This window comes from Lentzea sp. NPDC054927 (genome assembly GCF_053610285.1).
This window is the reverse complement of sequence record NZ_JBSGXZ010000002.1, coordinates 586,118-609,652: the sequence shown is the minus strand read 5'-3', so window position 1 is coordinate 609,652 and position 23,535 is coordinate 586,118. Positions and strand designations below refer to the sequence as shown.

20 protein-coding genes are annotated in these 23,535 nt (G+C 68.8%); 9 read left to right on the top strand and 11 right to left on the bottom strand.

The genetic code is table 11. The features are described 5' to 3' along the window. Window positions 1-41: 41 nt before the first annotated feature. From ACWGE0_RS06290 to ACWGE0_RS06280, 3 genes are all read right to left on the bottom strand, one after another. Complete coding sequence (locus ACWGE0_RS06290; RefSeq protein ID WP_452259848.1) at window positions 42-1,247, bottom strand: glycoside hydrolase family 88 protein; 1,206 nt, start codon at window positions 1,245-1,247, stop codon at window positions 42-44. Between the two features lie 213 nt (window positions 1,248-1,460). Next, window positions 1,461-2,447, bottom strand: coding sequence for a GNAT family N-acetyltransferase (locus tag ACWGE0_RS06285; protein WP_452259847.1), 987 nt, complete (start codon window positions 2,445-2,447; stop codon window positions 1,461-1,463). Between the two features lie 4 nt (window positions 2,448-2,451). Next, the gene (locus ACWGE0_RS06280; RefSeq protein ID WP_452259846.1) at window positions 2,452-3,447 is read right to left on the bottom strand and encodes a hypothetical protein; all 996 of its coding nucleotides are present in this window, start codon (window positions 3,445-3,447) and stop codon (window positions 2,452-2,454) included. 120 nt (window positions 3,448-3,567) lie between these two features. On the opposite strand from ACWGE0_RS06280, the gene ACWGE0_RS06275 reads away from it, so the two are divergent. After that, window positions 3,568-4,449, top strand: coding sequence for a Ppx/GppA phosphatase family protein (locus ACWGE0_RS06275; protein WP_452259845.1), 882 nt, complete (start codon window positions 3,568-3,570; stop codon window positions 4,447-4,449). A 21-nt stretch (window positions 4,450-4,470) separates the two neighbouring features. Here the strand turns inward: ACWGE0_RS06275 and ACWGE0_RS06270 are convergent, their stop codons facing one another. Next, a complete protein-coding gene (locus ACWGE0_RS06270; protein WP_452259844.1) occupies window positions 4,471-4,821 on the bottom strand; it encodes an STAS domain-containing protein in 351 nt (116 codons plus the stop codon). A 70-nt stretch (window positions 4,822-4,891) separates the two neighbouring features. After that, window positions 4,892-5,287 carry an ATP-binding protein gene (locus tag ACWGE0_RS06265; RefSeq protein ID WP_452259843.1) on the bottom strand — a complete coding sequence of 132 codons (396 nt, stop codon included), beginning with the start codon at window positions 5,285-5,287 and terminating at the stop codon, window positions 4,892-4,894. Window positions 5,288-5,382: 95 nt separating this feature from the next. Here ACWGE0_RS06265 and ACWGE0_RS06260 point away from each other — a divergent pair, with 95 nt between their 5' ends. Next, window positions 5,383-5,751: an STAS domain-containing protein gene (locus ACWGE0_RS06260; protein WP_452259842.1), complete on the top strand. Its 369-nt coding sequence runs from the start codon at window positions 5,383-5,385 to the stop codon at window positions 5,749-5,751. On the opposite strand, the gene ACWGE0_RS06255 is transcribed toward ACWGE0_RS06260, so the two are convergent. Beyond that, window positions 5,724-9,872, bottom strand: coding sequence for a HAMP domain-containing protein (locus tag ACWGE0_RS06255; protein WP_452259841.1), 4,149 nt, complete (start codon window positions 9,870-9,872; stop codon window positions 5,724-5,726). The genes ACWGE0_RS06260 and ACWGE0_RS06255 overlap by 28 nt on opposite strands. A gap of 137 nt (window positions 9,873-10,009) precedes the next feature. On the opposite strand from ACWGE0_RS06255, the gene ACWGE0_RS06250 reads away from it, so the two are divergent. The 4 genes from ACWGE0_RS06250 to fxsT all read left to right on the top strand — a co-directional run bounded on the left by ACWGE0_RS06250 (window position 10,010) and on the right by fxsT (window position 16,210). Further along, window positions 10,010-11,395 carry a PP2C family protein-serine/threonine phosphatase gene (locus tag ACWGE0_RS06250; protein WP_452259840.1) on the top strand — a complete coding sequence of 462 codons (1,386 nt, stop codon included), beginning with the start codon at window positions 10,010-10,012 and terminating at the stop codon, window positions 11,393-11,395. Between the two features lie 84 nt (window positions 11,396-11,479). Next, the gene (locus tag ACWGE0_RS06245; protein WP_452259839.1) at window positions 11,480-13,123 is read left to right on the top strand and encodes a PHP domain-containing protein; all 1,644 of its coding nucleotides are present in this window, start codon (window positions 11,480-11,482) and stop codon (window positions 13,121-13,123) included. Window positions 13,124-13,149: 26 nt separating this feature from the next. Further along, entirely contained in the window at window positions 13,150-13,590 is a 441-nt protein-coding gene (locus tag ACWGE0_RS06240; RefSeq protein ID WP_452259838.1) for a TMEM175 family protein, read from the top strand. A 55-nt stretch (window positions 13,591-13,645) separates the two neighbouring features. Further along, complete coding sequence (fxsT, locus tag ACWGE0_RS06235) at window positions 13,646-16,210, top strand: FxSxx-COOH system tetratricopeptide repeat protein (RefSeq protein WP_452259837.1); 2,565 nt, start codon at window positions 13,646-13,648, stop codon at window positions 16,208-16,210. On the opposite strand, the gene ACWGE0_RS06230 is transcribed toward fxsT, so the two are convergent. Continuing rightward, window positions 16,203-16,811: an alpha-ketoglutarate-dependent dioxygenase AlkB gene (locus ACWGE0_RS06230; protein ID WP_452259836.1), complete on the bottom strand. Its 609-nt coding sequence runs from the start codon at window positions 16,809-16,811 to the stop codon at window positions 16,203-16,205. The two genes, fxsT and ACWGE0_RS06230, sit on opposite strands and share 8 nt — an antisense overlap. Window positions 16,812-16,879: 68 nt before the next feature. On the opposite strand from ACWGE0_RS06230, the gene ACWGE0_RS06225 reads away from it, so the two are divergent. Beyond that, window positions 16,880-17,050 (top strand): hypothetical protein, encoded by a 171-nt coding sequence (locus ACWGE0_RS06225; RefSeq protein ID WP_452259835.1) that lies wholly within the window; start codon window positions 16,880-16,882, stop codon window positions 17,048-17,050. Here ACWGE0_RS06225 and ACWGE0_RS06220 read toward each other — a convergent pair. Continuing rightward, on the bottom strand, window positions 17,047-17,586 hold the full coding sequence (locus ACWGE0_RS06220) for a TetR/AcrR family transcriptional regulator (protein ID WP_452259834.1): 540 nt from the start codon (window positions 17,584-17,586) through the stop codon (window positions 17,047-17,049). The genes ACWGE0_RS06225 and ACWGE0_RS06220 overlap by 4 nt on opposite strands. A gap of 49 nt (window positions 17,587-17,635) precedes the next feature. Between ACWGE0_RS06220 and ACWGE0_RS06215 the strand changes: the two genes are divergently transcribed. Beyond that, window positions 17,636-19,234 (top strand): AMP-dependent synthetase/ligase, encoded by a 1,599-nt coding sequence (locus ACWGE0_RS06215; RefSeq protein WP_452259833.1) that lies wholly within the window; start codon window positions 17,636-17,638, stop codon window positions 19,232-19,234. A gap of 66 nt (window positions 19,235-19,300) precedes the next feature. On the opposite strand, the gene ACWGE0_RS06210 is transcribed toward ACWGE0_RS06215, so the two are convergent. Continuing rightward, complete coding sequence (locus tag ACWGE0_RS06210; protein WP_452259832.1) at window positions 19,301-20,056, bottom strand: DUF2382 domain-containing protein; 756 nt, start codon at window positions 20,054-20,056, stop codon at window positions 19,301-19,303. 131 nt (window positions 20,057-20,187) lie between these two features. Beyond that, window positions 20,188-20,901, bottom strand: coding sequence for an SDR family oxidoreductase (locus tag ACWGE0_RS06205; protein ID WP_452259831.1), 714 nt, complete (start codon window positions 20,899-20,901; stop codon window positions 20,188-20,190). Window positions 20,902-20,983: 82 nt separating this feature from the next. On the opposite strand from ACWGE0_RS06205, the gene ACWGE0_RS06200 reads away from it, so the two are divergent. Beyond that, on the top strand, window positions 20,984-21,865 hold the full coding sequence (locus ACWGE0_RS06200) for a LysR family transcriptional regulator (protein ID WP_452259830.1): 882 nt from the start codon (window positions 20,984-20,986) through the stop codon (window positions 21,863-21,865). Here ACWGE0_RS06200 and ilvD read toward each other — a convergent pair. Next, window positions 21,842-23,530: a dihydroxy-acid dehydratase gene (gene ilvD / locus ACWGE0_RS06195; protein ID WP_452259829.1), complete on the bottom strand. Its 1,689-nt coding sequence runs from the start codon at window positions 23,528-23,530 to the stop codon at window positions 21,842-21,844. The two genes, ACWGE0_RS06200 and ilvD, sit on opposite strands and share 24 nt — an antisense overlap. Between the last annotated feature and the right edge of the window lie 5 nt (window positions 23,531-23,535).

Genomic DNA, 23,535 nt, shown 5'->3' with positions numbered 1-23,535 from the left:
ACCAACAGGGGTGTTGGTGGTACTTGCAGACGCCAGAAGAGCTACAGGCCGATGGCCTTGGCGATCTGCGCGGGCTTGAGCACCCGCAGGATCGCCTCGTAGAGGTAGTAGTCGCCGTACGGCAGCGAGACCTCGACGCCGTCCTCGGAAGGCCGGTTGCGGGTGCCGCGCGCCATGATCGCCTCGGCCCGCGTCGACTTCGTGGTGAGACACGTGCCGACCAGGCCGTCGAGGATCTTCAGCGCCCGGTCCCGGTAGCGGTCGCTGCCGGTGGCCTTGGCCAGGTCGAGCAGGCCGCACGCCATGATCGCGCCCGCCGACGAGTCCTTGATGTCGTTGACGCCCAACGGCGAGCGGTAGTCCCACACCGGCACGCCGTCCGGGGTGAGCACCGACAGCGCGTAGTCGGACATCTTGCGCGCGGTGTCGCGGAACTCCCGCAGGCCTGTGCGGCGGTACATCGTCGTGAAGCCGTAGATGCCCCACGCCTGGCCGCGCGCCCAGCACGAGGTCGGGCTGTAGCCCTGGACGGTGTTCGGGCCGATCGCCGCGCCGGTGTCCGGGTTGAAGTCGAACACGTGCGGGGTCGAGCCGTCCGCGCGCAGGAAGTGCGTCTGAGTGGTTCTGGCGTGGGCGATCGCGATGTCGATGAACTTGCGGTCGCCGGTCTGCTCGGTGGCGAACGCGAGCAGGTCCAGGTTCATCATCGTGTCGATGATGACGCGGCCCGCGTTGCCCGGGGTGCCGAGGGCGCCCCATGCGCGGATGTACTTGCCGACCGGGTTCCAGCGCTGGATCAGCGTGTTCGCCGCGTCGATGGCGCCGTCACGCCACTTGGCGTTGCCGGTGAGCCGGTACGCGGTGACCCAGGACGGGTAGAAGAGGAACCCCAGGTCGTGGTCGCGGGGCTGGAGCCGGCGGGGTGCCAGCCGGTCGTTCGCGGCCTCGGCCAGCGCGCGGAACTGGGCGTCGCCGCTGTCGAGGTGCGCGAGCCACAGCGTGCCCGGCCAGAAACCGCCGATCCAGCCGCCGTCGGCGACGTAGGTCCACTTCTCGGCACGGGTGATCTCCGGGAACGACGTGATGCCCGGTGCGACCGCTTTCAGCTTGGTGTTGCCGTAGTCGAGCGCCGCGCGGAGCTTGGCAGGGGAGGCAGCCGCTTCCCCCGCACCGAGCGCGACTCCGGCCCCGGTGAGCAGAGGAGTGGCCGCGGCAGATGCCAGAAGGGTGCGTCGAGACAGATTCACGAGACCGTCCAGTCCCTTTCATGTCCTTGCGCCCGGCGTCACCCTGCCAGATCCGATCAAGGTGTGTAAAGAGAAGTCGAAAATTGATTCTTTCGGCTTGTCACAGGCCGCTGACCGGCCTAAAGGCCTGATGCCACGCGAGTCAGATACATGAACTCGCAGGATTCCGACGTTGTAAAAGGAATTGTTCACAAGGGTGAACGAATTCGGTGCTCAGACCTGGAACAGAACGGCGTCGAGGGGGTGCGGGCGCAGGCCGTGCCGCTTCTTGAACACAGCGTTGCCCCTGCCGCCCTCGAGGGTGGTCCTGCCGAGGCTGATCGCGTGCTTGACCGACTCCGCGAACAGCACGCCGTACGGGCTGTAGCTGCCGTCGACGGCGTAGTCGACGCCGCACGTCCAGGTGTGGAAGCGGGTGGCGTCGGTGAGGCAGATGCCGGCCGCGACGAGCTTTCCGCGCTGCCGCACCTCGATCACGTGCGCGAGGTCGCCCAGTGCCTCGACGAACCTCGTGAAGGTGGTGCCGGGGTAGTACCCGTTGTTCTCGAAACGGCTCGCGGTCTTCACGCACAGCAGCGTGATCTCGTCGAGCGCGGCGTGGTCGACGGGGAGAACCTCCGTCGTGACGCCCGCTTCGGTCGATCTTCGCTCGTTGCGCCGCAGGTTCGCTCTCGCGCGCAGGCCCAGTCCCGAGAGGTAGTGCTCGTAGGTGGTGAGGTCGGTGACCCACCTGTCGGTGAGATGGCGCGCGGGCAGACCGGCCGCCCGCAGCTCCTGCGACAGGGCGTTGCCGCGCTGGACGTTCACGAACCCGCACCACCGCGCCCCGATGGCGGACGCGACCTGGGTCATGGCGTCCAGCAGCGTCGGCAGGACCTCGGTCTTGCCCGGCACCTGTGCGTCGTAGCAGTGCCAGGTGTGGCTGAGCAGCGCGGGCTGGCCGAGCGCCTCCGGGTACACCTCGTGCAGGCGGCGCAACGGATTCGCCGCCGACTGGAGGTAGGCCGGGGTCACCGCGATCGGCCTGTCGCCGTCGCGCAGCACGAGGTACACGAACCCATCCGCGTTCGTCAGCGGCGCCTGTTCGTACGCACTGATGTACGCGTGCTGGTAAAAGACCGGCGCACCGCTGTCGGTGACGACGGAATCCCAATCGGCAGCATCGATTTCGCTTATGGAGCTTAGGATCTCGATGCGCACATGTTTACTGTACGGCCTGCCAGACCGCGTAGGGCACGTCGATTTCGTCGCGGCTCATGCCGCCGTGCTCGAACTTCGCGGACGGATCGGGGATCGGGAATCTCGGCGACGCCGCGACCGCGACGACAGGACCGGCCTCCGGCTGCGGCAGACCGAGGTCGGCGGCGTGGTGCACGGTGGCCGTGGAGCCCAGAGTCGTTGCCACGCGGTCGAAAACGGCTTCCAGGCGATCCGCCTTCGGGTACAGCCACCTGGTTCGGCCGGCGCCGCCCGACGGGATCACGCACTCCTCGCGCACGATCGCGTCCCAGGCCTCGACGAGCTCCGGATCGGGATCGACGGCGACCTGACCGTGGTCCGAGTGCGCGACGACGGTCCAACCCTGTGCGGCCCAACGGGAAGCATGCGCGTCGAGGCGCAGCATGGCTTCGTGCACCGATTCGTCGTACCCGTGGCGGTGCACGTGGTCGTCGATGTTGACGTAGGTCCAGAGGAACCTGGCGTCCGGCTGGGTCTTGTCCTGGGCCTTGTCCAGGTCGGCCACGACGTTCGCGACGAGCAGCGGCGGATCCTCCGCCTGGGCGGTGAGTTTGTGCTTCGGGGGCGCGGGTACCCGGTTGCACCCTCGCAGGAGGGCGTGCGCCCACGTGCCTTCGAGCAGGTCCAGCTCCCGGCCGAGGACGGTGGCTCCGTGCCGTTCGAGCACCGTCGGCAGAGCCGGGATCGTGGGCATGCCGTTGATCGCGTGGACGAGGCCGGAACCGTTGCGGTACACCGTTCCCGGCACGCGGTGGACGTCGGCCGGAACGCCGGTCAGCGCGGTCAGCAGGGCCGTGGCGGTCGTCGTCGGCATGGTCGAGGAGAGGGTGGTGATGGAGGCGGAGAGCCACGACTGTTTGGCCACATCCGAGGAGAGGCCGTCCACTGCCAGCACGATCACGCCTCGGTGTGCCTCGCCGAGGGCGTTGTCGAGCAGGGAAGGGATCTCCGCCAGTGACATCGGGCGACTGTAACGCATCTCATCAGGCCCGGATTGCCTGTTCGGAGGCTAAGTTCCGCAGAATGGGTGCCGATGAGGTAAAGAACACTTGGTAAAAAGTCAGGTGAAGGAAGGTGGCGGATGTCGGTCGGGGTTCTGGACGTCGGGTGCTTCAGCGCACACCTGGTGGTCGTGGAACGAGACCTGATGCGTCCGCTGATGTCCCACAAGGTTCGGCTGAGACTGGACCGGGAACTGGATTCCGAGGGGGCCATCAGCCGCGACGGCATCGAGTCGTTGTGCGCCGCCGTGCTCGCCGCGCGCAAGAAGGCCGGCGACGTTCCCTTCCTGCCCTTCGCCACCTCGTCCGTGCGTGACTCCACGAACGTCGACGAGGTCATGCGCAAGGTTCACAGACGCACCGGCGTTGAGCTGAAAGTGTTGTCGGGCAAGGAAGAAGCACGTTATTCGTACACCGCGGCGCGGCACTGGTTCGGCTGGGGCGCCGGTCCGATGGTCGTGCTGGACGTCGGCGGTGGCACCGTGGAACTGGCGGCCGGATCCGGGGCCGAGCCCGAGTTCGCGGTGTCGTTGCCTTTGGGGGCAAGGACTTTGACCCGCGCCGGGCTGACGGTGCAGGACATGAGAACCGAGGTCCAGGACCGGATCTCCAAAGCCTTCCCGCGCGATGAGAGCGCTCGCGCGGTCGGATGCTCCAAGGTGTTCGAGCAACTGGCCCGGCTGGCCGGAGCGCGCACTGACCCGTACGCGCCGCGGCAGTTGAGGCTGAAGGACCTGGAGAAGTGGATTCCGCGGCTGGCGAAGCTGTCGGTTCGCGAACGTGCCGCTCTGCCGGGGATCTCGCGGCACCGGGCCCGGCAGTCACTGGCGGGCGCGGTGGTCGCGGAGGGGTTGATGAGGGTCGCTGGACACGAGGTGGTGGACATCTCGCCCTGGTCCACCAAAGAAGGCCTGCTGCTGGATCTCGTGGAACGGTCGCGCGGTCGTCGTTCGGCCGCCTAGCCCGCTCAGAAGCTGCCCCGCTCAGAAGCTGCGCAGCGCCGTCACGGCGTCGTTCACGTCGCTGAACAACAGCAGCAGCTGGTCGACGGCCGTCATCTCCAGGGGACGCAACACGACTCTGCTGTCGCTGACGACGCCGAACTTGACGCCGAGCTCGTCGGCCTGGTGCTGGGTCTCCACCAGCGTGCGGATGCCCTCGGATCCGAAGAAGCGCACTTCCCGCAGGTCTATGACCAACGCGGGCGGTTTGCGGTCGAGCAGCTCGGCGAGCCTGCTGGTGACCGGCGCGGAGGACATCATGTCGATCTCGCCCGTGAGAGCGACGATCGGGATGGACTGGACGTAGGTAGTTCTCTGTCGAAGCTGGTTCATAAGGACTCCTGTCCGGACCGACCGTACGCGCCTGTGCGTGACGACCACAAGCCGAAGCGATTCAGCCGGGTCATGCCTCCAGCTCGGCCCACACGACTTTCCCGCGCCCGTCCGGAGTGGTGCCCCAGCGCGCGCTCAGCGCCTGAACCAGCTGCATACCGCGCCCTCGGGGGCTGTTGGGGTCCACGGGTCTGAGCTGTGGCTGCTTCGCCGACTCGTCGTGCACCTCGACGAGCATCCCGGAGGGTTTCCTGCTCACGGAGAGTGTGATCGGTCCCTCACCGTGATCGATCCCGTTCGACACGAGTTCGGTCACCACGAGCTGCGCGTCGTCGGTGAGGTCCTCCGAGAGGCCCCACGAGGCGGCCGCGTCGCGAACCACCTGACGTGCACGAGCGCACGACCCGCCCTCGGCGGTCAGGATCACCCGCACCTCTGCCAGTGGGTCGTTCAACACAAAGCGCATCGTCGCACATCCGGCGCGTCGTTCGGATCTTTCAGCCCCCCGGTGGTCGCATGGTCGGACGTCGTGCTGCACGATTTGGGTCGCACGAGTCGGGCGTGGCGGAAGGAACGGCGACGATGGAGCTCAACGTCGGCAGCGAGGTCCAGCGGGGATGGCGAGTGCTCGTCGTCGCCGGTGAGCTGGACATCGACACCGTCCCCGTGCTGGCCGCACGGCTCGATTCGGACGTCACCGGGACGCACGCCGTCCTGGATCTGGCCGGGTTGCAGTTCATGGACTCGACCGGGCTGGCTCTGGTGCTCGAATGGCATCGCAAGCTGGCCGACGGCGGTGGTCAGCTGCGGATCGCCTCGGTGCAGGGGCCGGTCCGCCGGTTGTTCGAACTGGCGGACGTGGCCGGGGTGCTGAGCCTGCACGAGACGGTGGATCAAGCTGTTCAGGCCTCCGCGGAGACGCCCAGGTAGTAGGCGATCAGCCGGATCAGGTGCTCGGTGTCGACCGGCTTGGTCACGTAGTCGGTCGCGCCGGAGGCCAGGGACTTCTCCCGGTCGCCCTTCATCGCCTTGGCTGTGACGGCGATCACGGGTAGGTCGGCGTAGCGCTCCATGGCGCGGATGGCCGAGATCGTGGCGTTGCCGTCCAGCTCCGGCATCATGATGTCCATCAGGACGATGGCCACGTCGTCGTACTGCTCCAGCGCGCGCACGCCCGTGATGCCGTTGTCGGCGAAAATCGCCTCCAGGCCGTGCAGCTCCAGCACGCTCGTCAGGGCGAAGACGTTGCGCAGGTCGTCGTCGACCACCAGCACCTTTTCGCCGTGGAAGCGCATCGAGCCGGTCGAGGCCAGCACCGGCGGCGCCGCCACGATCGGGGTGGGTTCCGGCAGCACGACGGCGTCGGAGACCAGCTTGCCCAGCGGCAGGCACAGCGTGAACGTGGAGCCGATTCCGGGCTCTGAGCGGACCCGCAGGGCGCCGTTGAGCAGCTGGGCCAGTTCACGGCTGATGGACAGGCCCAGGCCCGTGCCGCCGTACTTGCGCGACGTGGTGCCGTCGGCCTGCTGGAACGCCTCGAAGATGACCGCGAGCTTCTCGGCCGGGATGCCGATGCCCGTGTCGTGCACGTCGAACGCCACAGTGGACGGATCGTCCATGCGCACGTGCAGGCGGATACCACCGTCATGGGTGAACTTGACGGCGTTGGACAGCAGGTTGCGCAGGATCTGCTGGAGGCGGTGCTCGTCGGTGCGCAGCGTCTCCGGCACGTTCGGGTCCACCCGGACGGAGAACTCGAGGTTCTTCTCCGCGGTCAGCGGCAGGCAGAGGGTCTCGACGTAGCGGACCAGCTCGTCCAGCTGGACCGGGTCCTCGTGCAGCGTCATGTGGCCTGCCTCGACCTTGGTGAGGTCGAGGATGTCGTTGATGAGCTGCAGCAGGTCGGAGCCGGACGAGTGGATCGTGCGGGCGAACTCGACCTGCTTGGGGTTGAGGTTGCCGTCGAGGTTGTCGGCCAGCAGCTTCGCCAGGATCAGCAGCGAGTTCAGCGGCGTGCGGAGTTCGTGGGACATGTTCGCCATGAACTCGGACTTGTACTTCGACGCGGTCTGCAGCTGGCGGGCGCGGTCCTCGAGCTCCTCGGAACCGGCGCGCAGCTCGGTGGTCAGGCGCTGGGACTCGACCAGCAGCGCGTCGGTGCGGGAGTTGGCGAGCATCGTGTTCACGTTGACGCCGATGGCCTCTTTGAGCTGGTCCAGCAGGTCCAGGTGGACGTCGGTGAACGTGTTGAGCGAGGCCAGCTCGATCGCGCCCAGGGTCTCGCCCTGGAACAGGATCGGCAGGATCACCAGGTTGACCGGCGCGGACTCGCCCAGCGCGGAGGACACCGTCAGGTAGCCGGGGGGCACCTGGGTGACCAGGATCGTCTTCTTCTCCAGCGCGGCCTGGCCGACGAGCGACTCGCCCATCGTGACGCGGGTGGCGCGGGCGCCGTCCAGCCGGAACCCGTACGAGGCGGTCAGCTCCAGGGTCTGCTTGCTGTCGTCGTCCTCCTGGACCTGGAAGAACGCGCCGTGGTGGGCGCTGACCAGCGGCGTCAGCTCGCTCATGATCAACGACGCCAGCGCGCGCAGGTCGCGGTGGCCCTGCATCAGGCCGGACAGGCGGGCCAGGTTGGTCTTGAGCCAGTACTGCTCGCGGTTCGCGCGGGTGGTCTCTTTCAGGTTCGCGATCATCTGGTTGACGTTGTCCTTGAGCTCGGCGAGCTCGCCGGACGCGTCGACGGTGATCTGCCTGGTCAGGTCGCCCGCGGTCACCGCGGTGGCGACGGCCGCGATCGCGCGGACCTGGGTGGTCAGGTTGGACGCCAGCTGGTTCACGTTGTCGGTCAGCTTCGACCAGGTGCCGGCCACGCCGTCGACCTCGGCCTGGCCGCCGAGCTTGCCCTCGGTGCCGACCTCGCGGGCGACGCGGGTGACCTCGTCGGCGAAGCTCGACAGCTGGTCGACCATGGTGTTGATGGTGGTCTTGAGCTCGAGGATCTCGCCGCGGGCCGAGACGTCGATCTTCTTCGTCAGGTCGCCCTGCGCGACGGCGGTGGTGACCTGGGCGATGTTGCGGACCTGGTTGGTCAGGTTGTCCGCCATGAAGTTCACCGAGTCGGTGAGGTCCTTCCAGGTGCCCGCTACGCCGGACACGCGCGCCTGGCCGCCCAGGATGCCCTCGGTGCCGACCTCGCGGGCGACACGGGTGACCTCGTCGCCGAACGCGCGCAGCGTGTCGACCATGCCGTTGAGGGTCTCGGCGAGGGTCGCGACCTCGCCCTTGGCCTCGACGGTGATCTTCTTGGACAGGTCGCCGTTCGCGACGGCGGTGGCCACGGTGGCGATGTTGCGGACCTGGTCGGTGAGGTTGTCCGCCATCAGGTTGACGTTGTCGGTCAGGTCCTTCCAGGTGCCGGCGACGCCCTGCACCCGCGCCTGACCGCCCAGCCGGCCGTCCGTGCCGACCTCACGCGCGACGCGGGTCACTTCCTCCGCGAACGAGCTGAGCTGGTCGACCATCACGTTCAGCGTGGACTTGAGCTCCAGGATCTCGCCGCGCGCGTCGACGGTGATCTTCTGCGACAGGTCGCCGTTGGCCACCGCGGTCGCGACGTGCGCGATGTTGCGGACCTGGTTGGTCAGGTTGTTCGCCATGAAGTTGACGTTGTCGGTCAGGTCTCGCCAGGTGCCGGCGACGCCGGGGACCTGGGCCTGACCGCCGAGGCGGCCGTCGGTGCCGACCTCGCGGGCGACGCGGGTGACCTCCTCGGCGAACGACGAGAGCTGGTCGACCATCGTGTTGATCGTGGTCTTCAGTTCGAGGATCTCGCCGCGGGCGTCGATGCCGATCTTCTGGGTCAGGTCACCACGTGCGATGGCGGTGGTGACCTGGGCGATGTTGCGGACCTGGGTGGTCAGGCTGTTCGCCATGACGTTCACCGACTCGGTCAGGTCGCGCCACGTACCGGCGACGCCCGGCACCTGGGCCTGACCGCCCAGCCGGCCGTCCGAGCCGACCTCGCGGGCGACGCGGGTGACCTCGTCGGCGAACGACGAGAGCTGGTCGACCATCGTGTTGATCGTCGACTTGAGCTCGAGGATCTCGCCGCGGGCGTCGACGGTGACCTTCTGGGTCAGGTCGCCCAGCGCGACGGCGGTGGTGACCTGGGCGATGTTGCGGACCTGGGTGGTCAGGTTCTCCGCCATGTAGTTCACGTTGTCGGTCAGATCGCGCCAGGTGCCGGCGACGCCCGGCACCTTCGCCTGACCGCCGAGCTTGCCGTCCGTGCCGACCTCGCGGGCGACGCGGGTGACCTCGTCCGCGAACGACGACAGCTGGTCGACCATCGTGTTCAGCGTGTTCTTGAGCTCCAGCATCTCGCCGGAGACGTCCACGGTGATCTTCTGGGTCAGGTCGCCGTTCGCCACCGCGGTCGCGACCTGGGCGATGTTGCGGACCTGGTTGGTCAGGTTGTTCGCCATCGAGTTGACGTTGTCGGTGAGGTCGCGCCAGGTGCCGGCCACGCCGGGGACCTTCGCCTGACCACCCAGTCGACCGTCCGTGCCGACCTCGCGGGCGACGCGCGTGACCTCGTCGGCGAAGCTCGACAGCTGGTCCACCAGGCCGTTCACCGTCGAACCGAGCGTGGCGAACTCACCGCGCAGCGTCTGGTCCGACATGCGCTTGGTCAGGTCGCCCTCGGCGACGGCGGCGAGCACGCGGCTCAGCTCGGTCGTCGGCCGCATCAGGTCCTCGACCAGGCCGTTCACCGAGTCCGCGATCAGCGACCAGCCACCGGCGGCGCCGGCGGGTGCCACCCGTTCGGTGAGCTTGCCCTCCTGACCGACCGCCTGCCGGACCCGGCCCAGCTCACCGGCGAGCCACTGGTTGCGCTCCGCGATCTCGTTGAACACGTCCGCGAGGGCCGAGACGGGCCCGTTTCCCGGCACCACGAGCCTGCGGCGGAAGTTGCCGTCACGCAGATCTCTCATGGCGGAGAGAACCCGTTCGAGGGTCGCGTCCGTCTCTTCGTTGGCCGTGGTCACTCCAAGCCTCCGTGCCTCGGTGGTCGCAGCCAAGCCTGCCACGTTAGGTTGGGAGCGAGGTAACTTGATGCCGCGATGCACGCCAACTACCCGCAGGAGGCCGTGATGATTCGGCCGAGCGCGCTGGACAACACCGGATGAGCAGCGTCGTGGGGATCGACCTCGACGGCTGGCAGCGCCTGGTGGACGGGCTGCGCGAAGCCGTCATCGTCGTCGACCCCGCCGGGGTGGTGCGCGTGCGCAACGCCGCGGCCGCCGAGCGGTTCCCCCGCCTGGGTCTCGGCGGGCACTTCGACGTGCACGTGGCGGGCCGTCAGCACGACCTCGGTGAGGGCTGGAGTGCCTGGTACTTCACGGACTCCGCGCTCGATCACGCCCATCTGCGGCTCGCCGGCGGCACGTCGCGCGAGACGACGCTGAAGACCATCGTGCGGCTCGCGGCGGAGTTGCTGGGGGAGCACTGCGTCGCCGTGGTGCCCGCGACCCGCGACCGCCTGGAGTGGTGGCGGTGCGGCGGCGGCGAACCGACGGTCTCGCGGTCGCCGCGCAGGGCGTCCACGATCTCCGACGTGCTGACGGGCACGTCGACGCTGACCAGGATCACCTCTTTGGGTGAAGGCAGCTGGGGAGTACCTGAAGATTTCGGCTGCGCGCTGGCCGTGCCGCTGGGCGTCGGCGGCGCGCTGGTCGTGCTGCGCCAGGGTGACTTCGCGCCGAACGACGTCGAGCGCATCCGGTTGTTCGGCAAGCACGCGGCGGTCGCGCTGGAGTCCGCGTCGAAGCTGACCGAGCAGCAGCGGACGATCGACGTGCTGCGTTCGGCGTTGCTGCCGTTGCCGTTGCCCGAGGTGCGTGGCGTGTCGATGGCCTCGGTGTTCATCCCGGCGCACCAACGAGCGTTGGTCGGCGGCGACTTCTACGACGTGCACCCGCGCACGGACGGCTCGGCGACGTTCGCGCTGGGCGACGTCTGCGGCCACGGCCTGGAAGCCGCGGTCCACAGTGGACGGGTGCGGCAGTCGTTGCAGGCGCTGTCGCTGGTCGAGACGAACCCGGTGCGGCTGCTGCACCTGCTGAACACGTCGCTGCGCGCCACCGGCTCGAAGCTCTTCACCACGATCGTCGTCGGCGAGATGGTGCCGCTGGCGACCGGCGGGATGCGGCTCTCGCTCGCGTCCGGCGGGCATCCCGTGCCGTTGATCCTGCGTGCGGACGGCACCGTGCAGGACGTGAGCGCGCCCGGTGCGATCGTCGGCATCCTGAGCGATGTCCGTTTCTCCGGCGAGCAGATCACGCTGGCGCCGGGGGACACGCTGGTGCTGTATTCCGACGGCTTCACCGAGGCCCGCGCGCACACCGACCGCACCGAGCTGTTCGGTGAGCAGCGGCTGCGGACGGTGCTGAAGGAGTGCAAGGGGCTGTCCGCGGAGGAGATCGCCCGGCACTGCGAGGAGGTCGTGCTCAAGTGGCTCGACCGCGATGACCACGACGACCTTGCGTTGCTGGCCGTACAGGCCCAATGAGCAGGCGCTGTGAATGAAATTCCCGGTACAAGCGTTCATGCGCCGTTCGTTTGCCACGACAGATTGACCGGTTGAGATCTGCGCATGTCCCACTCTCACGATCACTCGCACGGTGATCACACGCACCACCACCACGAGGTAGAGCCGGTTGAGGGCAGCTGGCTCGACCCCGAGGACGACCGACCGGCGTCGGTCGAGCGCCGCAGGTTCCTCGCCGGCCTGGGCATCGCGGCCGGTGCCGTCGGTGCGGTCGGCGCCGGTGTCGCGGCCGGCACCGGCAAGGCGGAGGCCCACGTCCCCGTCAACCCCTGGGGCGGCGGTGAGCGCTGGTACTCGGGCGACCACCACATCCACACCCAGTACTCCGACGACGGCCAGTACACGATCGCGCAGCAGGTCAGGAAGGCCCACGAGTTCGGCCTCGACTGGGTCGTCATCACCGACCACGGCGGCGTCGCGCACCAGAAGTTCTCGATCGACCAGATCACGCCGGACATCGAGCGCGTCCGCCGGTCGCAGCGCGACGTGCTGGTCTACCAGGGCCTCGAGTGGAACATCCCGGGCGCGGAGCACGCCACCGTGTTCATGCCGCCGGGCAAGCACACCGTCGACATCCTGAAGGCGTTCGAGCTGTCCTACGACGGCCGCATCGCCGGTAACGGTGAACCTCTCGCCCTGGCCGCGCTGCGGTACCTGGAGGCGCAGGTCCTCTCCGGACGGACCGAGATCGCCCTGATGTTCGCGAACCACCCGTCCCGGCGCGGCGTGGACAGCCCGCACGAGATCCGCGGCTGGCGCGACGCCGCTCCCGGTGTCGCGGTCGGCATGGAAGGCGCGCCCGGTCACCAGGCAGCCGGCATGCCGAAGTCCGCGGGCGGCCCCGGCCGTGCGCGCGGCTACTACGACACGCCCGCCCCGGGACCGGAGTCGTTCCCCGGCTACCCGTTGGAGTCGTACCGAACACACGGCGGCTTCGACTGGATGACCGCCAAGGTCGGCGGCCTGTGGGACTCCCTGCTCGCCGAGGGACGCCCGTGGTGGATCACCGCGAACTCGGACGTGCACCAGGTCTTCAACGACACCCTGACGCCGGGCAAACAGGACTACGCCACGACCGGCTCGAAGGGCGCGCCGATCGACTCGGGCGTGAAACAGACCAACTACGGCGACTTCTTCCCGGGCCAGTACGGCGCGAACGTCGTCGGCGCGCGGTCGAGGTCCTATGTGGACATCATGCGCGGCCTGCAGTCCGGCAAGGTGCTGACCGTGCACGGCCGTCTGATCGACGGTCTGGAACTGCGCGTGCGCTCCCGCGACGACCTGCGCGGCGTGACGCTGGGCGGGCGGACGTTCGTGCGCCGCGGCGGCGACGTCGAGGTCACCATCGAGATCGACCGCGCCTCCGGCCCGAACTTCGCGGGCGCCAGGCCCGTGCTGGCCAAGGTCGACCTGATCTCGGGCCCGGTGACCGGTCCGTCCGCGGACCGCGACCTGTTCCTGGCGCCGGAGACCGCGGTCGCGAAGACGTTCGAGGTGCCGCGCACCGGCAAGATCCGGTTCACGCACACCTTCAAAGGCGTCGAGCGGTCGTTCTACCTGCGGCTGCGGGGAAGCGACGGCAAGCGGCTCACCTCGTCCGGTGACCCGATGGTCGACGAGATCGCCAACTCGGACCCGTGGGCCGACCTCTGGTTCTACGCCAACCCGGTGTTCGTGGACGTGATCTGAGTTCGCTGGTCCATTGAGGACCAGCGGTGTGGCCCGGCAACGGGCCGGGCCGCACCACTAGGTTGGCCGGGGTCATCGCGCACCTGTGGTTCACCCACCACCGGCTGTTCGAGAACGTGAAGCAGTACAGCTCGCTGCTGGTGTTCCTGAACATGGCCTGGCTGCTGACGATCGTGATCCTGCCGTTCCCGACCGAGCTCGTCGGCAGGCCGGGTCAGGACCACTTCACGCAGTTCTTCTACATCGGCACGATCGCGGTCAGCAGCGTGCTGCTGACCGCGATCACACTGCTCGTGCACGGCAGCCCGGAGCTGGCCGTGGAAGCACGCGGACTCTCGCGGCCGGTGGTGCTGCGAGCCCTCGTCCCGACCGCGGTGCTGCTGCTCGCCCTCGTGCTGTCGCCGTTGATCAGCTACTGGGGCCTGCTGCTGTTGCTGGTGAGCCCGGTGGTCCAGCGGATCCGATGATGCCTTGACGCGTGGAATTGCAACGTTCCCAGGGGTTCAAACGATCTGAGAGGGCATGGCGGACGGCATTCCCCGGCGGGTCTTCATCAGTCACACCTCGGAGCTGCGCAAGTATCCGGCGGGCAAGTCGTTCGTGGCGGCTGTCGAGTCGGCGGTGGCGCGCGCGGGCGACGCCGTTGTGGACATGGCGTACTTCGCCGCGCGCGACCAAGCCCCGGCGGAGGTGTGCCGTGAGGCGGTGGCGGGTGCGGACGCGTACGTGCTCATCGCCGGGTTTCGCTACGGGTCGCCGGTGCGGGACCGGCCCGAGTTGTCCTACACCGAGCTGGAGTTCGAGGCGGCCGGCGAGCTCGGGCTGCCGCGGTTGGTGTTCGTGCTCGGCGATGACACGGACGGGCCTGCCGGGTTGTTCCGCGACCCTGAGCACGGGTCTCTGCAGGAAGGCTTCCGGCGGCGGCTGCAGGACAGCGGCGTGACCACGGCCTTCGTGTCCACACCGGACGGTCTCGAGACAGCGGTGCTGCACGCGTTGACCACGCTGCACCGCCCGCAGGTCGTGGTGGCAGGCAGAGTCGCGACGCGAGTGTGGAACGTGCCCAGCCGCCCGGCCACCTTCACCGGCAGACAGGGCTTGCTGGCCGAGTTGCGGGAGACACTGGCCGGTGACGGTCCCGCGGTGGTCAGGGCACTGCACGCGATGGGTGGAGTCGGCAAGACCACCACCGCCATCGAGTACGCGCACCGGTTCGCCGGCGAGTACGACGTCGGGTGGTGGATCTCCGCGGAGCGTCCCGAGCTGATCCCCGAGCAACTGACCGATCTGGCACAGGCGTTGCGGCTGGCGGTGCCGGGAGAACCGGTCGAGGTGGTTCTCGCGCGACTGCTGGGCCACCTGAAGAACCACTCGCGGTCGCTGCTGGTGTTCGACAACGCCGAGTCTCCCGGCGACCTGGCACGGTTCCTGCCGGGTGGTGCGGCTCGGGTGCTCATCACGTCACGCTGCCCGGACTGGCAGAACCTGGCCACCCAGGTCGAGGTCACGGTGTTCTCGCCGGACGAATCCGCCGCGCTGCTGAGGAAACGGGTCGCGGGCCTCGGTGACGCGGACGCACGGCGGCTCGCAGAGGCGCTCGGCCACCTGCCGCTCGCGCTGGATCAGGCTGCCGCCCTGCTCTCGGACGGCGGGTTGACCCCCGACAGCTACCTGACGCTCCTGGAGACCCGGGCTGTCGAGCTCCTGCGTCACGACTTCGCCGGCAAGAACATCGCAGGTAGCCGGCTGTCGGTGGCGGCGTCGTGGTCGGTCGCCTTCGAGGCGCTCGCCGCCAGCGACCCGGCTGGGCTGCAACTGCTGAACCTGATGGCGTGGCTGGCGCCGGAACCCGTTCCGCTGACGTTGATCACCGATCACCCGGACCTGTTGCCCGAGCCGCTGGCCACCGTCGCCGCCGACCCCCTTGCCGTTGCCTCGACCCTGCACGGCCTCAAGCGCCGGGCGCTGGCTCGGGTCGAACCCGGCAGTGTTCTCCTGCACCGCATTCCCGCCACCCTGCTGCGAGACGCGGTGCGCGACAGTTGGTCCGTGCCCGCGCCAGATGCCGGATGGTCTGCTGTCGCGGTACGCCTTTTGAACAAGGTTGTTCCTCGCGAAGTGTGGAACAACCCGCCTGTGTGGCCCGTCTGGCATCGGCTGCTACCTCATGCTCTGACCGCCGCCGCACCAGACCGCGTCACCCACCTCGCATTGGAGGTTGCGTGGCTTCTCGGTCGCACGTCTGCATATCTGCAAGCTCGCGGTCAGCATCGTCAGGCTCTGGATCTCGCCCAACGGGCGTATGACCTCAGTGGTCCCCACGGCGAGAACGACGATCGCGAACTCCTCTACTACGTCGACAACCTAGCTGTTTTCCTTCGAGATGTCGGGGAGTACCTGAAAGCACGGGCGTTGGATGAGGGACTCGTTCGACGTTATCGTCGCGACTTTGGCGACGACCACCCTTCCACTCTCAGGGCCGTCAACAGCCTTGCTATGGATCTCCGCGGTTTGGGAGAGCACCAGAAGGCGCGGAAGTTGCACACGGACAACCTTCAGCGACGGCGCCAGGTGCTCGGTGATGATCACCGTGACACCCTCCTGTCGGCGGGCCACCTCGCAGGGGTCATGTCGGACATGGGTGAGTATGCGAAGGCGCGGGAGTTGGGCGAGGACACTCTTCGTCGTTGCCGCCGGGTGCTGGGTCATGACCACCCCGACACCCTCCTGTCGGCGAGCAACCTTGCAAGGGTCATGTCGGACATGGGTGAGTATGCGAAGGCGCGGGAGTTGGGCGAGGACACTCTTCGTCGCCGCCGCCGGGTGCTGGGTCATGACCACCCCGACACCCTTGGCTCAGCTATCAACTTTGCCTGCAGTCTCCGAGATCTGGGTGAGTATGCGAGAGCGCGGGAGTTGGACGAGGACGCTCTTCGTCGTTGCCGCCAGGTGTTGGGTGACAACCACCCCGTCACCCTCGTATCCGCCCACAACTTTGCAATCGACTTGCGTCAACTGGGGGAGCACCAGGCGGCGACGGCCCTCAAGCAGTGGATCAAAGACCGCGAGAGCGGTTCTGCTACCTGACGCCGTGTGGGCGGAACTGGACGCTGATCCTCGGCCCGACCACCTTGGCGGTTTTGGGGATCGCGTGCTCCCAGGTGCGTTGGCACGAGCCGCCCATCACGAGCAGGTCGCCGTGGCCCAGCGCGTACTTGTGGGTCTCGCCGCCGGCGCGCGGGCGTAGCAGCAGGGCGCGCGGCGTGCCGACGGACAGGATGGCGACCATCGTGTCCTCGGTCTGGCCGCGGCCGATGGTGTCGCCGTGCCACGCCACGCTGTCGCGGCCGTCGCGGTAGTAGCAGAGGCCTGCGGTGGTGAAGGGCTCGTGCAGCTCGGGCAGGTAGTGGGCCGAGAGCGCGGCGCGGGCGGTGGTCAGGACGTCGAACGGCAGAGCGCCGCTGTAGAAGCAGAGCAGGCGCGGCACGTCCACCACGTTGTCGTACATCTGGCGGCGTTCTGCCCGCCACGGCACCTCGGCGACCAGCTGGTCGAACAGCACGTCGGCGCCGGACAGCCAGCCTGGCTGGACGTCGATCCACGCGCCGTCGCCCAGGAGAGTGCGGCGCGGAGCGAGCGGGGCCAGCTCCGGCTCCGCCTCCAGGTCGAAGAGGGATCCCTGGCGCATGGACCGCAGCATAATCGAACGTGTGTTCTAGTGCTAACGAAAGTGTGGCGGTGCTGGATGATCAGGGCATGACTGGGGAAGAGGAAGACGTGCAGGAGATCGTCCAGGTGCACGAGAACGGCACGAACGTCGTCCGCGGCGAGGTGCACGGGACCGTGATCCAGTTCGATCGCATCGACGCGGACGGTGTCCTGGGCGAAGGCATTGTCATCAGAGCGCGGAAGCCGAAAGAGGACTAGGGCTTCAGGACGGCCCAGACGGCGTCCGCGACGATCTCGCGTGCCTCTGCCAGGTCGAACACCCCGAGCAGGAACCGGCGCACCGACTCGTGCGCCGGACCCATCGCCACGGTTTCCAAAGCCCACGGCGGGATCGCGCGCAGTTCGCCGGACGCCATCCGGTCGAGGAACCAGGCCAGCACCGGTGCGAACTCCGCCATCTTGGCCGCCGGGTCGGCGTGGTCCGGTGCGGCGTAGAGGAAACGGGCCCTGCTGGGGTTCGCCATGACCCAATCGAGGTAGCTCAGGGTCAGGATGCGCACGCCCGCGGCGGCCGTTGGTGCGTCGAGGGCGGGGAGCATCGCGGCGACGCAGCGGGCGTAGCTGTCGGCGTAGAGCTGGGCGAAGACGCCTCCGCGGCTGCCGAAGTGGTGGTAGATGCTGCCGTTCGACATGCCGGACCGCTCGGTCAGCGCCGCGATCGTGACGGCGTCCAGGCCGCCTTCTTCGACGAGCTCGAGCGCCGCGTCGAGGAGAGACTGTCTTCGGTCAGCCATGAGGGTTAGAGTACCGCTCTGGAGCAACGCTCCAGAGAAGGGGAGAGCAATGGCGCTGTCGATTCCCGACCTGCTGCGCGAGCGGGTCACCCGCACGCCCGACGCGGAGGCGATGCGGTACCGCGGCGGGAGCGGCTGGGTCTCGCTCACCTGGGCCGAGCTGCAGGAGCGGGTCGCCGCGGAGGCGTTCGGACTGCGGGACGCGGGTCTGGGCAAGGGTGACCGGGTCGCGTTGATGGGCGGCACCAGCATCGAGTGGATCATCACCGATCTCGCCGTGCTCGCGGCCGGCGGCGCCACAACCACGATCTACCCGAACAGCACGAAGAGCGAGGTCGCGCACATCGTCAGCGACTCCGGCAGCCGCATGGTCGTCGTCGAGACCGACGAGCACGCTGACCTCATGCCCGCGGACGTCGAGGTGCTGCGGTTCGGCGCGATCGCGCGGGGCGACGGCGACTACGACGCGTTGATCGGTGAGATCGCACCTGGCGACCTGGCGACGTTGATCTACACGTCGGGCACCACCGGCACGCCCAAAGGTGTCGAGCTCACTCACGACAACTGGCTGACCACGTCGGAAGCCATTGCGTCCCTTGGCATTCTGCAGCCCACCGACCTGCACTTCCTGTGGCTGCCGCTGTCGCACGCGTTCGGCAAGGTGCTGACGATGGCGATGATCGCCGCCGGTGTGCCGACCGCGATCGACGGCAAGGTCGAGCGGATCGTCGACAACCTCGGCGAGCTCAGGCCGACGATCGTGGCCGCCGCGCCGCGCATCTTCGAGAAGATCCACGGGCGGATCGTCGCGGGTGCGCGGGCGAAGGGCGGGCTGACCGAGAAGATCTTCCGGTGGGCCGACCGCGATCACGGCCCCGCGACGCACTGGCTCGCGGATCGGTTGGTGTACCGCAAGTTGCGCGACCGCGTCGGCGGGCGGATCCGGTACTTCGTGTCGGGTTCGGCACCGCTCGCGGGGGAGATCGCGGAGTTCTTCGAACGGTCCGGGATCACGATCCTCGAGGGCTACGGGCTCACCGAGTCGTCCGCCGGGTCGTTCTTCAACCGGCCGGGCATGATCAAGATCGGCACGGTCGGGCCGCCGATCCCCGGCATGGAGGTCAAGATCGCGGACGACGGCGAGGTCCTGCTCAAGGGGCCTGGCGTCATGCGCGGCTACCACAACCGGCCGGATGCCACCGCCGAGTCGATCGTCGACGGCTGGCTGCACACCGGCGACATCGGCGAGCTGGACGACGCGGGACGGCTGAAGATCACCGACCGCAAGAAGGAACTGATCAAGACCTCGGGCGGCAAGTACGTGGCGCCCACCCGGATCGAGAGCATGATCAACGCGGCGTCGCCGTACATCAGCAACGTGATCGTGCACGGTGACCGCCGCAAGTACTGCGTCGCGCTCGTGACGCTCGACCCCGACACCGCGAAGGGCCTCACCAACGCGGACGACGAGGTCGAGAGCGCCATCAAGTCCGTGAACGCACAGCTCGCGCGGCACGAGACGATCAAGCGGTTCGCCGTGCTGGAGCACGACTTCAGCGTCGAGGACGGGTTGCTGACCGCGTCGCTGAAGCCGCGCCGCCGCGAGATCGAGAAGCGCTACGCGGACGTTCTGGACGGCTTGTACTAGCGAGCCGCCCACCGGCGGAAGTGGTGGGCGGCTCGCTGGTGGTTCCGCACGCGGTCGTCGTCGCGGTCAGCGGCGGCCGCGCGGTTCGTCGTCGCGCTCGACCTCGACGCGTTCCTTGCGGACCTCGCCCCTGATGTCCTTCTGCTCGGTGACCGCGTCCTTCTCCAGCCGGACCCGCTCGACGGCCTCCGTGCGCTTCTGCACCACCGGTTCCTCACGGTGCAGCGTGACCTCGGCCTGCTCGTCGGCGAAGGCCTTGCCCGTGCGACCCGCACGACCCGTACCGCCCTCCACGGGCTCGCGGACCACGCGGACTTCCTCGTGGGTCACGGGCACGGTGACGTTGCGCTGCTCGGTGACCGTGTGCTTGACCAGCCGCACCCGGCCCGTCTCGACGCTGCGGGTGCCGACGTCGAGCTTCTCCTCCGAGAGCGTGACCTCGGCGGCGTCACCGGTGCCGCGGCCCCGGCCGGCGAACCGGTCGTGCTCACCGGTCTTGGCCTGCGGGATCCTCATCCCGTAGTGCCGGTAGAGGGCTTCCTGCTCCTGGTCGGACATGTGGTCGCCCGAGGTGTTCATGCTCGGCGCTTCCTTCACCTGCTCCTTGGTGACGGGCACGGTGATCGCGCCACCGGCCACCTGTCCCTGCTGGATCGGGACGAAGCTCTCCCTCATCCCGAACAGTCCGGTGTGGACCTCGGCCCACATGGGTTTGCCGGTGCCGTCCTCGAGCCACACCCGCTTGACCGAACCGATCTTCTCGCCCCTGTTGTCGATCACGTCGCAGTCGTACAGGGCCTGAACGTGCGTCTGATCGATCATCGCGCTGTCCCTCCGCGTTGGCTGTCGGCTTGCAAACGCGAAGTACCCGCCGCCACGAGCTCAATCGCGGGTGCCCTCCGACCGGGTTACCGCGCCCTCACGAGCAGTTCAGTCGAGTGGGTGACCCAACCTCACCAGGGGACGACGCCCTCGTCGTCGAAGAAGCTGCCGCGCGGCCCGTCGTCCGGCAGGGTGGCGAGCCTGATCGCGATCGCGGCGCCCTGCTCGGGCGTGCGCGCCGGGGCGAAGCCGGTGAAGTCGGTCGCGACGTAACCGGGGCAGCAGGCGTTCACGATGACGTTCGTGCCGTCGAACGCCCGCGCGTACTGGACGGTGATGCTGTTGAGCATCGACTTCGACGGCGCGTACGCGGCCATGACCGGACCGGTCCGCAGCGTCAGCGAACCCATGTTGCTCGACACGTTCACGATGCGCGGCGAGGTGGCGCGGCGCAGCAGCGGCAGCATCGCGTTCGTCACCCGGACGACCCCGAACACGTTCGTGTCGAGGACGGTGCGGACGACGTCGAGGTCGAGCGTCGTCGGATCCTGCGTTCCGCCGTCGGCACGCCCGGCGATACCGGCGTTGTTGACGAGCACGTCGAGTCGTTCGATCGTCGCCGCGGCCTCCGCGACGCTGTCGTCGGAGGTGACGTCCAGGGCGACCCCGAACGCGTCGATTCCGTTGGCGCGCAGGCGTTCGACGGCCTCCTTGCGCCTGACGTCGTCGCGCGCTCCCACCGCGACCGTGAAGCCGATCGCTCCGAGACCCTGGGCGATGGCGTAACCGATTCCCTTGTTCGCGCCGGTGATCAGCGCGGTCTTCGTGTTCTTCACCTGACCCATGCTCGGCCGCCCCGGAGCCCGCTGTCCAAGATCGACTCAGTAACGTCTGATACCCGCCGGGTATCAGGCGTAGGCTCCGGCCGTGGACGATCTCGAGACCCGCGAGCTCAGGTACTTCGTCGCCGTCGCGGAGGAGCTCCACTTCGGACGTGCCGCCGACCGGCTCGGGATCGCCCAGCCGCCGCTCTCCCGGGCGATCCTCCAGCTGGAACGGCGGCTGGGCGTCAAGCTCCTCGACCGGGACCGCCGTGGCGCGGCGCTCACCGCCGCGGGCCGGGTGCTGCTGCGCGAGGCGAGAACGGCCCTCGACGCGGTGGCGGCCGCCGCCCGCCGGACGCGGAGGGCAGGAGATCCGACCCGGCCGCTGGTGCTCGTGACGAAGGCCGGGGCTTCCCACGAACTGCTGCGGGAACTCCTCGGCGCGCTGGCGAGCGAGCCGGACGCGGTGCCGGTCGAGGTTCTGCTGTGCGAGGTGGGGGAGCAGGCGCACCGGCTCCGCGACGGGCAGGCCGACGTGGCGATCATGCACCGCCCGTTCGACGACCTCGCCGGGTTCGAGACCGAGGACCTCCACACCGAAAGCCAGGTCGCGATCGTGCCCGCGGCGCATCCACTCGCGGCACGCGACCGGCTCACGATGGCGGACGTCCGCGACGTGCCGGACCTGCCGATCGCCCGCTGGCCCCGGCTCGACGGGACGTACCCGGACGGGCCGGGACCGGAGGCGCGCACCCAGTCGCAGCTCGCCCAGCTGGTGGCGCTCGGCAGGGCCCTGCTCGTCATCCCCGCCTCCAGCCGCGCCTGGCAGTGGCCGGACCACGTCGCGGTGCCCGTCGTCGACGCGCCGGACGTCACGACGGTGCTCGCCTGGCCGCCGGGCTCGCCGGTCGACTCACTGGTCCGCTCGGCGGCCAGGCTTCGTGACGCTCCAGGACGCGGCCTAGTCGCAGACCGCACCGCGTGAGGCCGAACCGACGAGCTTGGCGTACTTGGCGAGCACGCCGCGTTCGTAGCGCGGAGGCAACGGCGCCCAGCCCTCTTTCCGGCTGTCCAGGTCGGCGTCCACGTCGAGCGTGCCCTTGGCGACGTTCAGCGTGATCTGGTCGCCGTCGCGCACGAACGCGATGGGCCCGCCGTCGACCGCCTCCGGTGCCACGTGCCCGACGCACAATCCCGTGGTGCCACCGGAGAACCGGCCGTCGGTGAGCAGCAGGACGTCCTTGCCGAGGCCCGCGCCCTTGATCGCCGCGGTGATGGCGAGCATCTCGCGCATGCCAGGGCCGCCCTTGGGGCCCTCGTAGCGGATCACCACGACGTCGCCGGCGGTGATCGTGCCGTCCTCCAGGGCGTCCATCGCGGCCCGCTCGCGGTCGAACACCCGCGCGGTGCCGGTGAAGACGTCCGAGTCGAAGCCCGCCGACTTGACCACGGCACCTTCCGGGGCGAGCGAGCCCTTCAGGATCGTGATGCCACCGGTGTGGTGGATGGGCTTGTCGAGCGCGCGCAGCACGAGGCCGTCGGGGTCGGGCGGGTCGATGTCGGCGAGGTTCTCCGCGACCGTGCGGCCGGTGACGGTGAGGCAGTCGCCGTGCAGCAGACCGGCGTCCAGCAGCGCCTTCATCACCACGGGCACGCCGCCGATGCGGTCGACGTCGGTCATCACGTGCCGCCCGAACGGCTTCACGTCGGCCAGGTGCGGCACGCGGGCGCCGATGCGGCTGAAGTCGTCCAGCGTGAGCTCGACGCCGGCCTCGTGCGCGATCGCGAGCAGGTGCAGCACCGCGTTGGTGGAGCCGCCGAACGCCATGACGACGGCGATCGCGTTCTCGAACGCCTCCCGCGTCATGATCTGCCGCGCGGTGATGCCCTTGCGGAGCATCTCGACCACGGCCTGCCCGGATCGGCGCGCGAACCCGTCGCGGCGCCGGTCGGTGGCCGGGGGAGCGGCGCTGCCCGGCAACGACATGCCCAGCGCTTCTGCCGCGCTGGCCATGGTGTTCGCCGTGTACATGCCACCGCACGCGCCCTCACCGGGGCAGATCGCGCGCTCGATCAGGTCGACGTCCTCGCGGCTCATCAGCCCGCGCGCACAGGCGCCGACGGCCTCGAACGCGTCGATGATCGTGACTTCCTTCTCGGTGCCGTCGGTCAGCGTGACCCGGCCCGGCAGGATCGACCCCGCGTAGAGGAACACGCTCGCCAGGTCGAGCCGCGCCGCCGCCATCAGCATGCCCGGCAACGACTTGTCGCAGCCCGCCAGCAGCACCGAGCCGTCGAGCCGCTCGGCCATCATCACCGTCTCGACGCTGTCGGCGATCACCTCGCGCGACACCAGCGAGAAGTGCATGCCCTCGTGGCCCATCGAGATGCCGTCCGACACGGAGATGGTGCCGAACTCCAGCGGATACCCGCCGGCCGCGTGCACGCCGTCCTTCGACGCCTTCGCGAGCCGGTCCAGCGACAGGTTGCACGGCGTGATCTCGTTCCACGACGAGGCGACACCGATCTGCGGCTTCTCCCAGTCCTCGTCGCCCATGCCGACGGCCCGGAGCATGCCGCGCGCGGCGGTGCGCTCCAGGCCGTCGGTCACGTCGCGGCTGCGTGGCTTCACGTCCGGTGTATCGGTCATGAGGG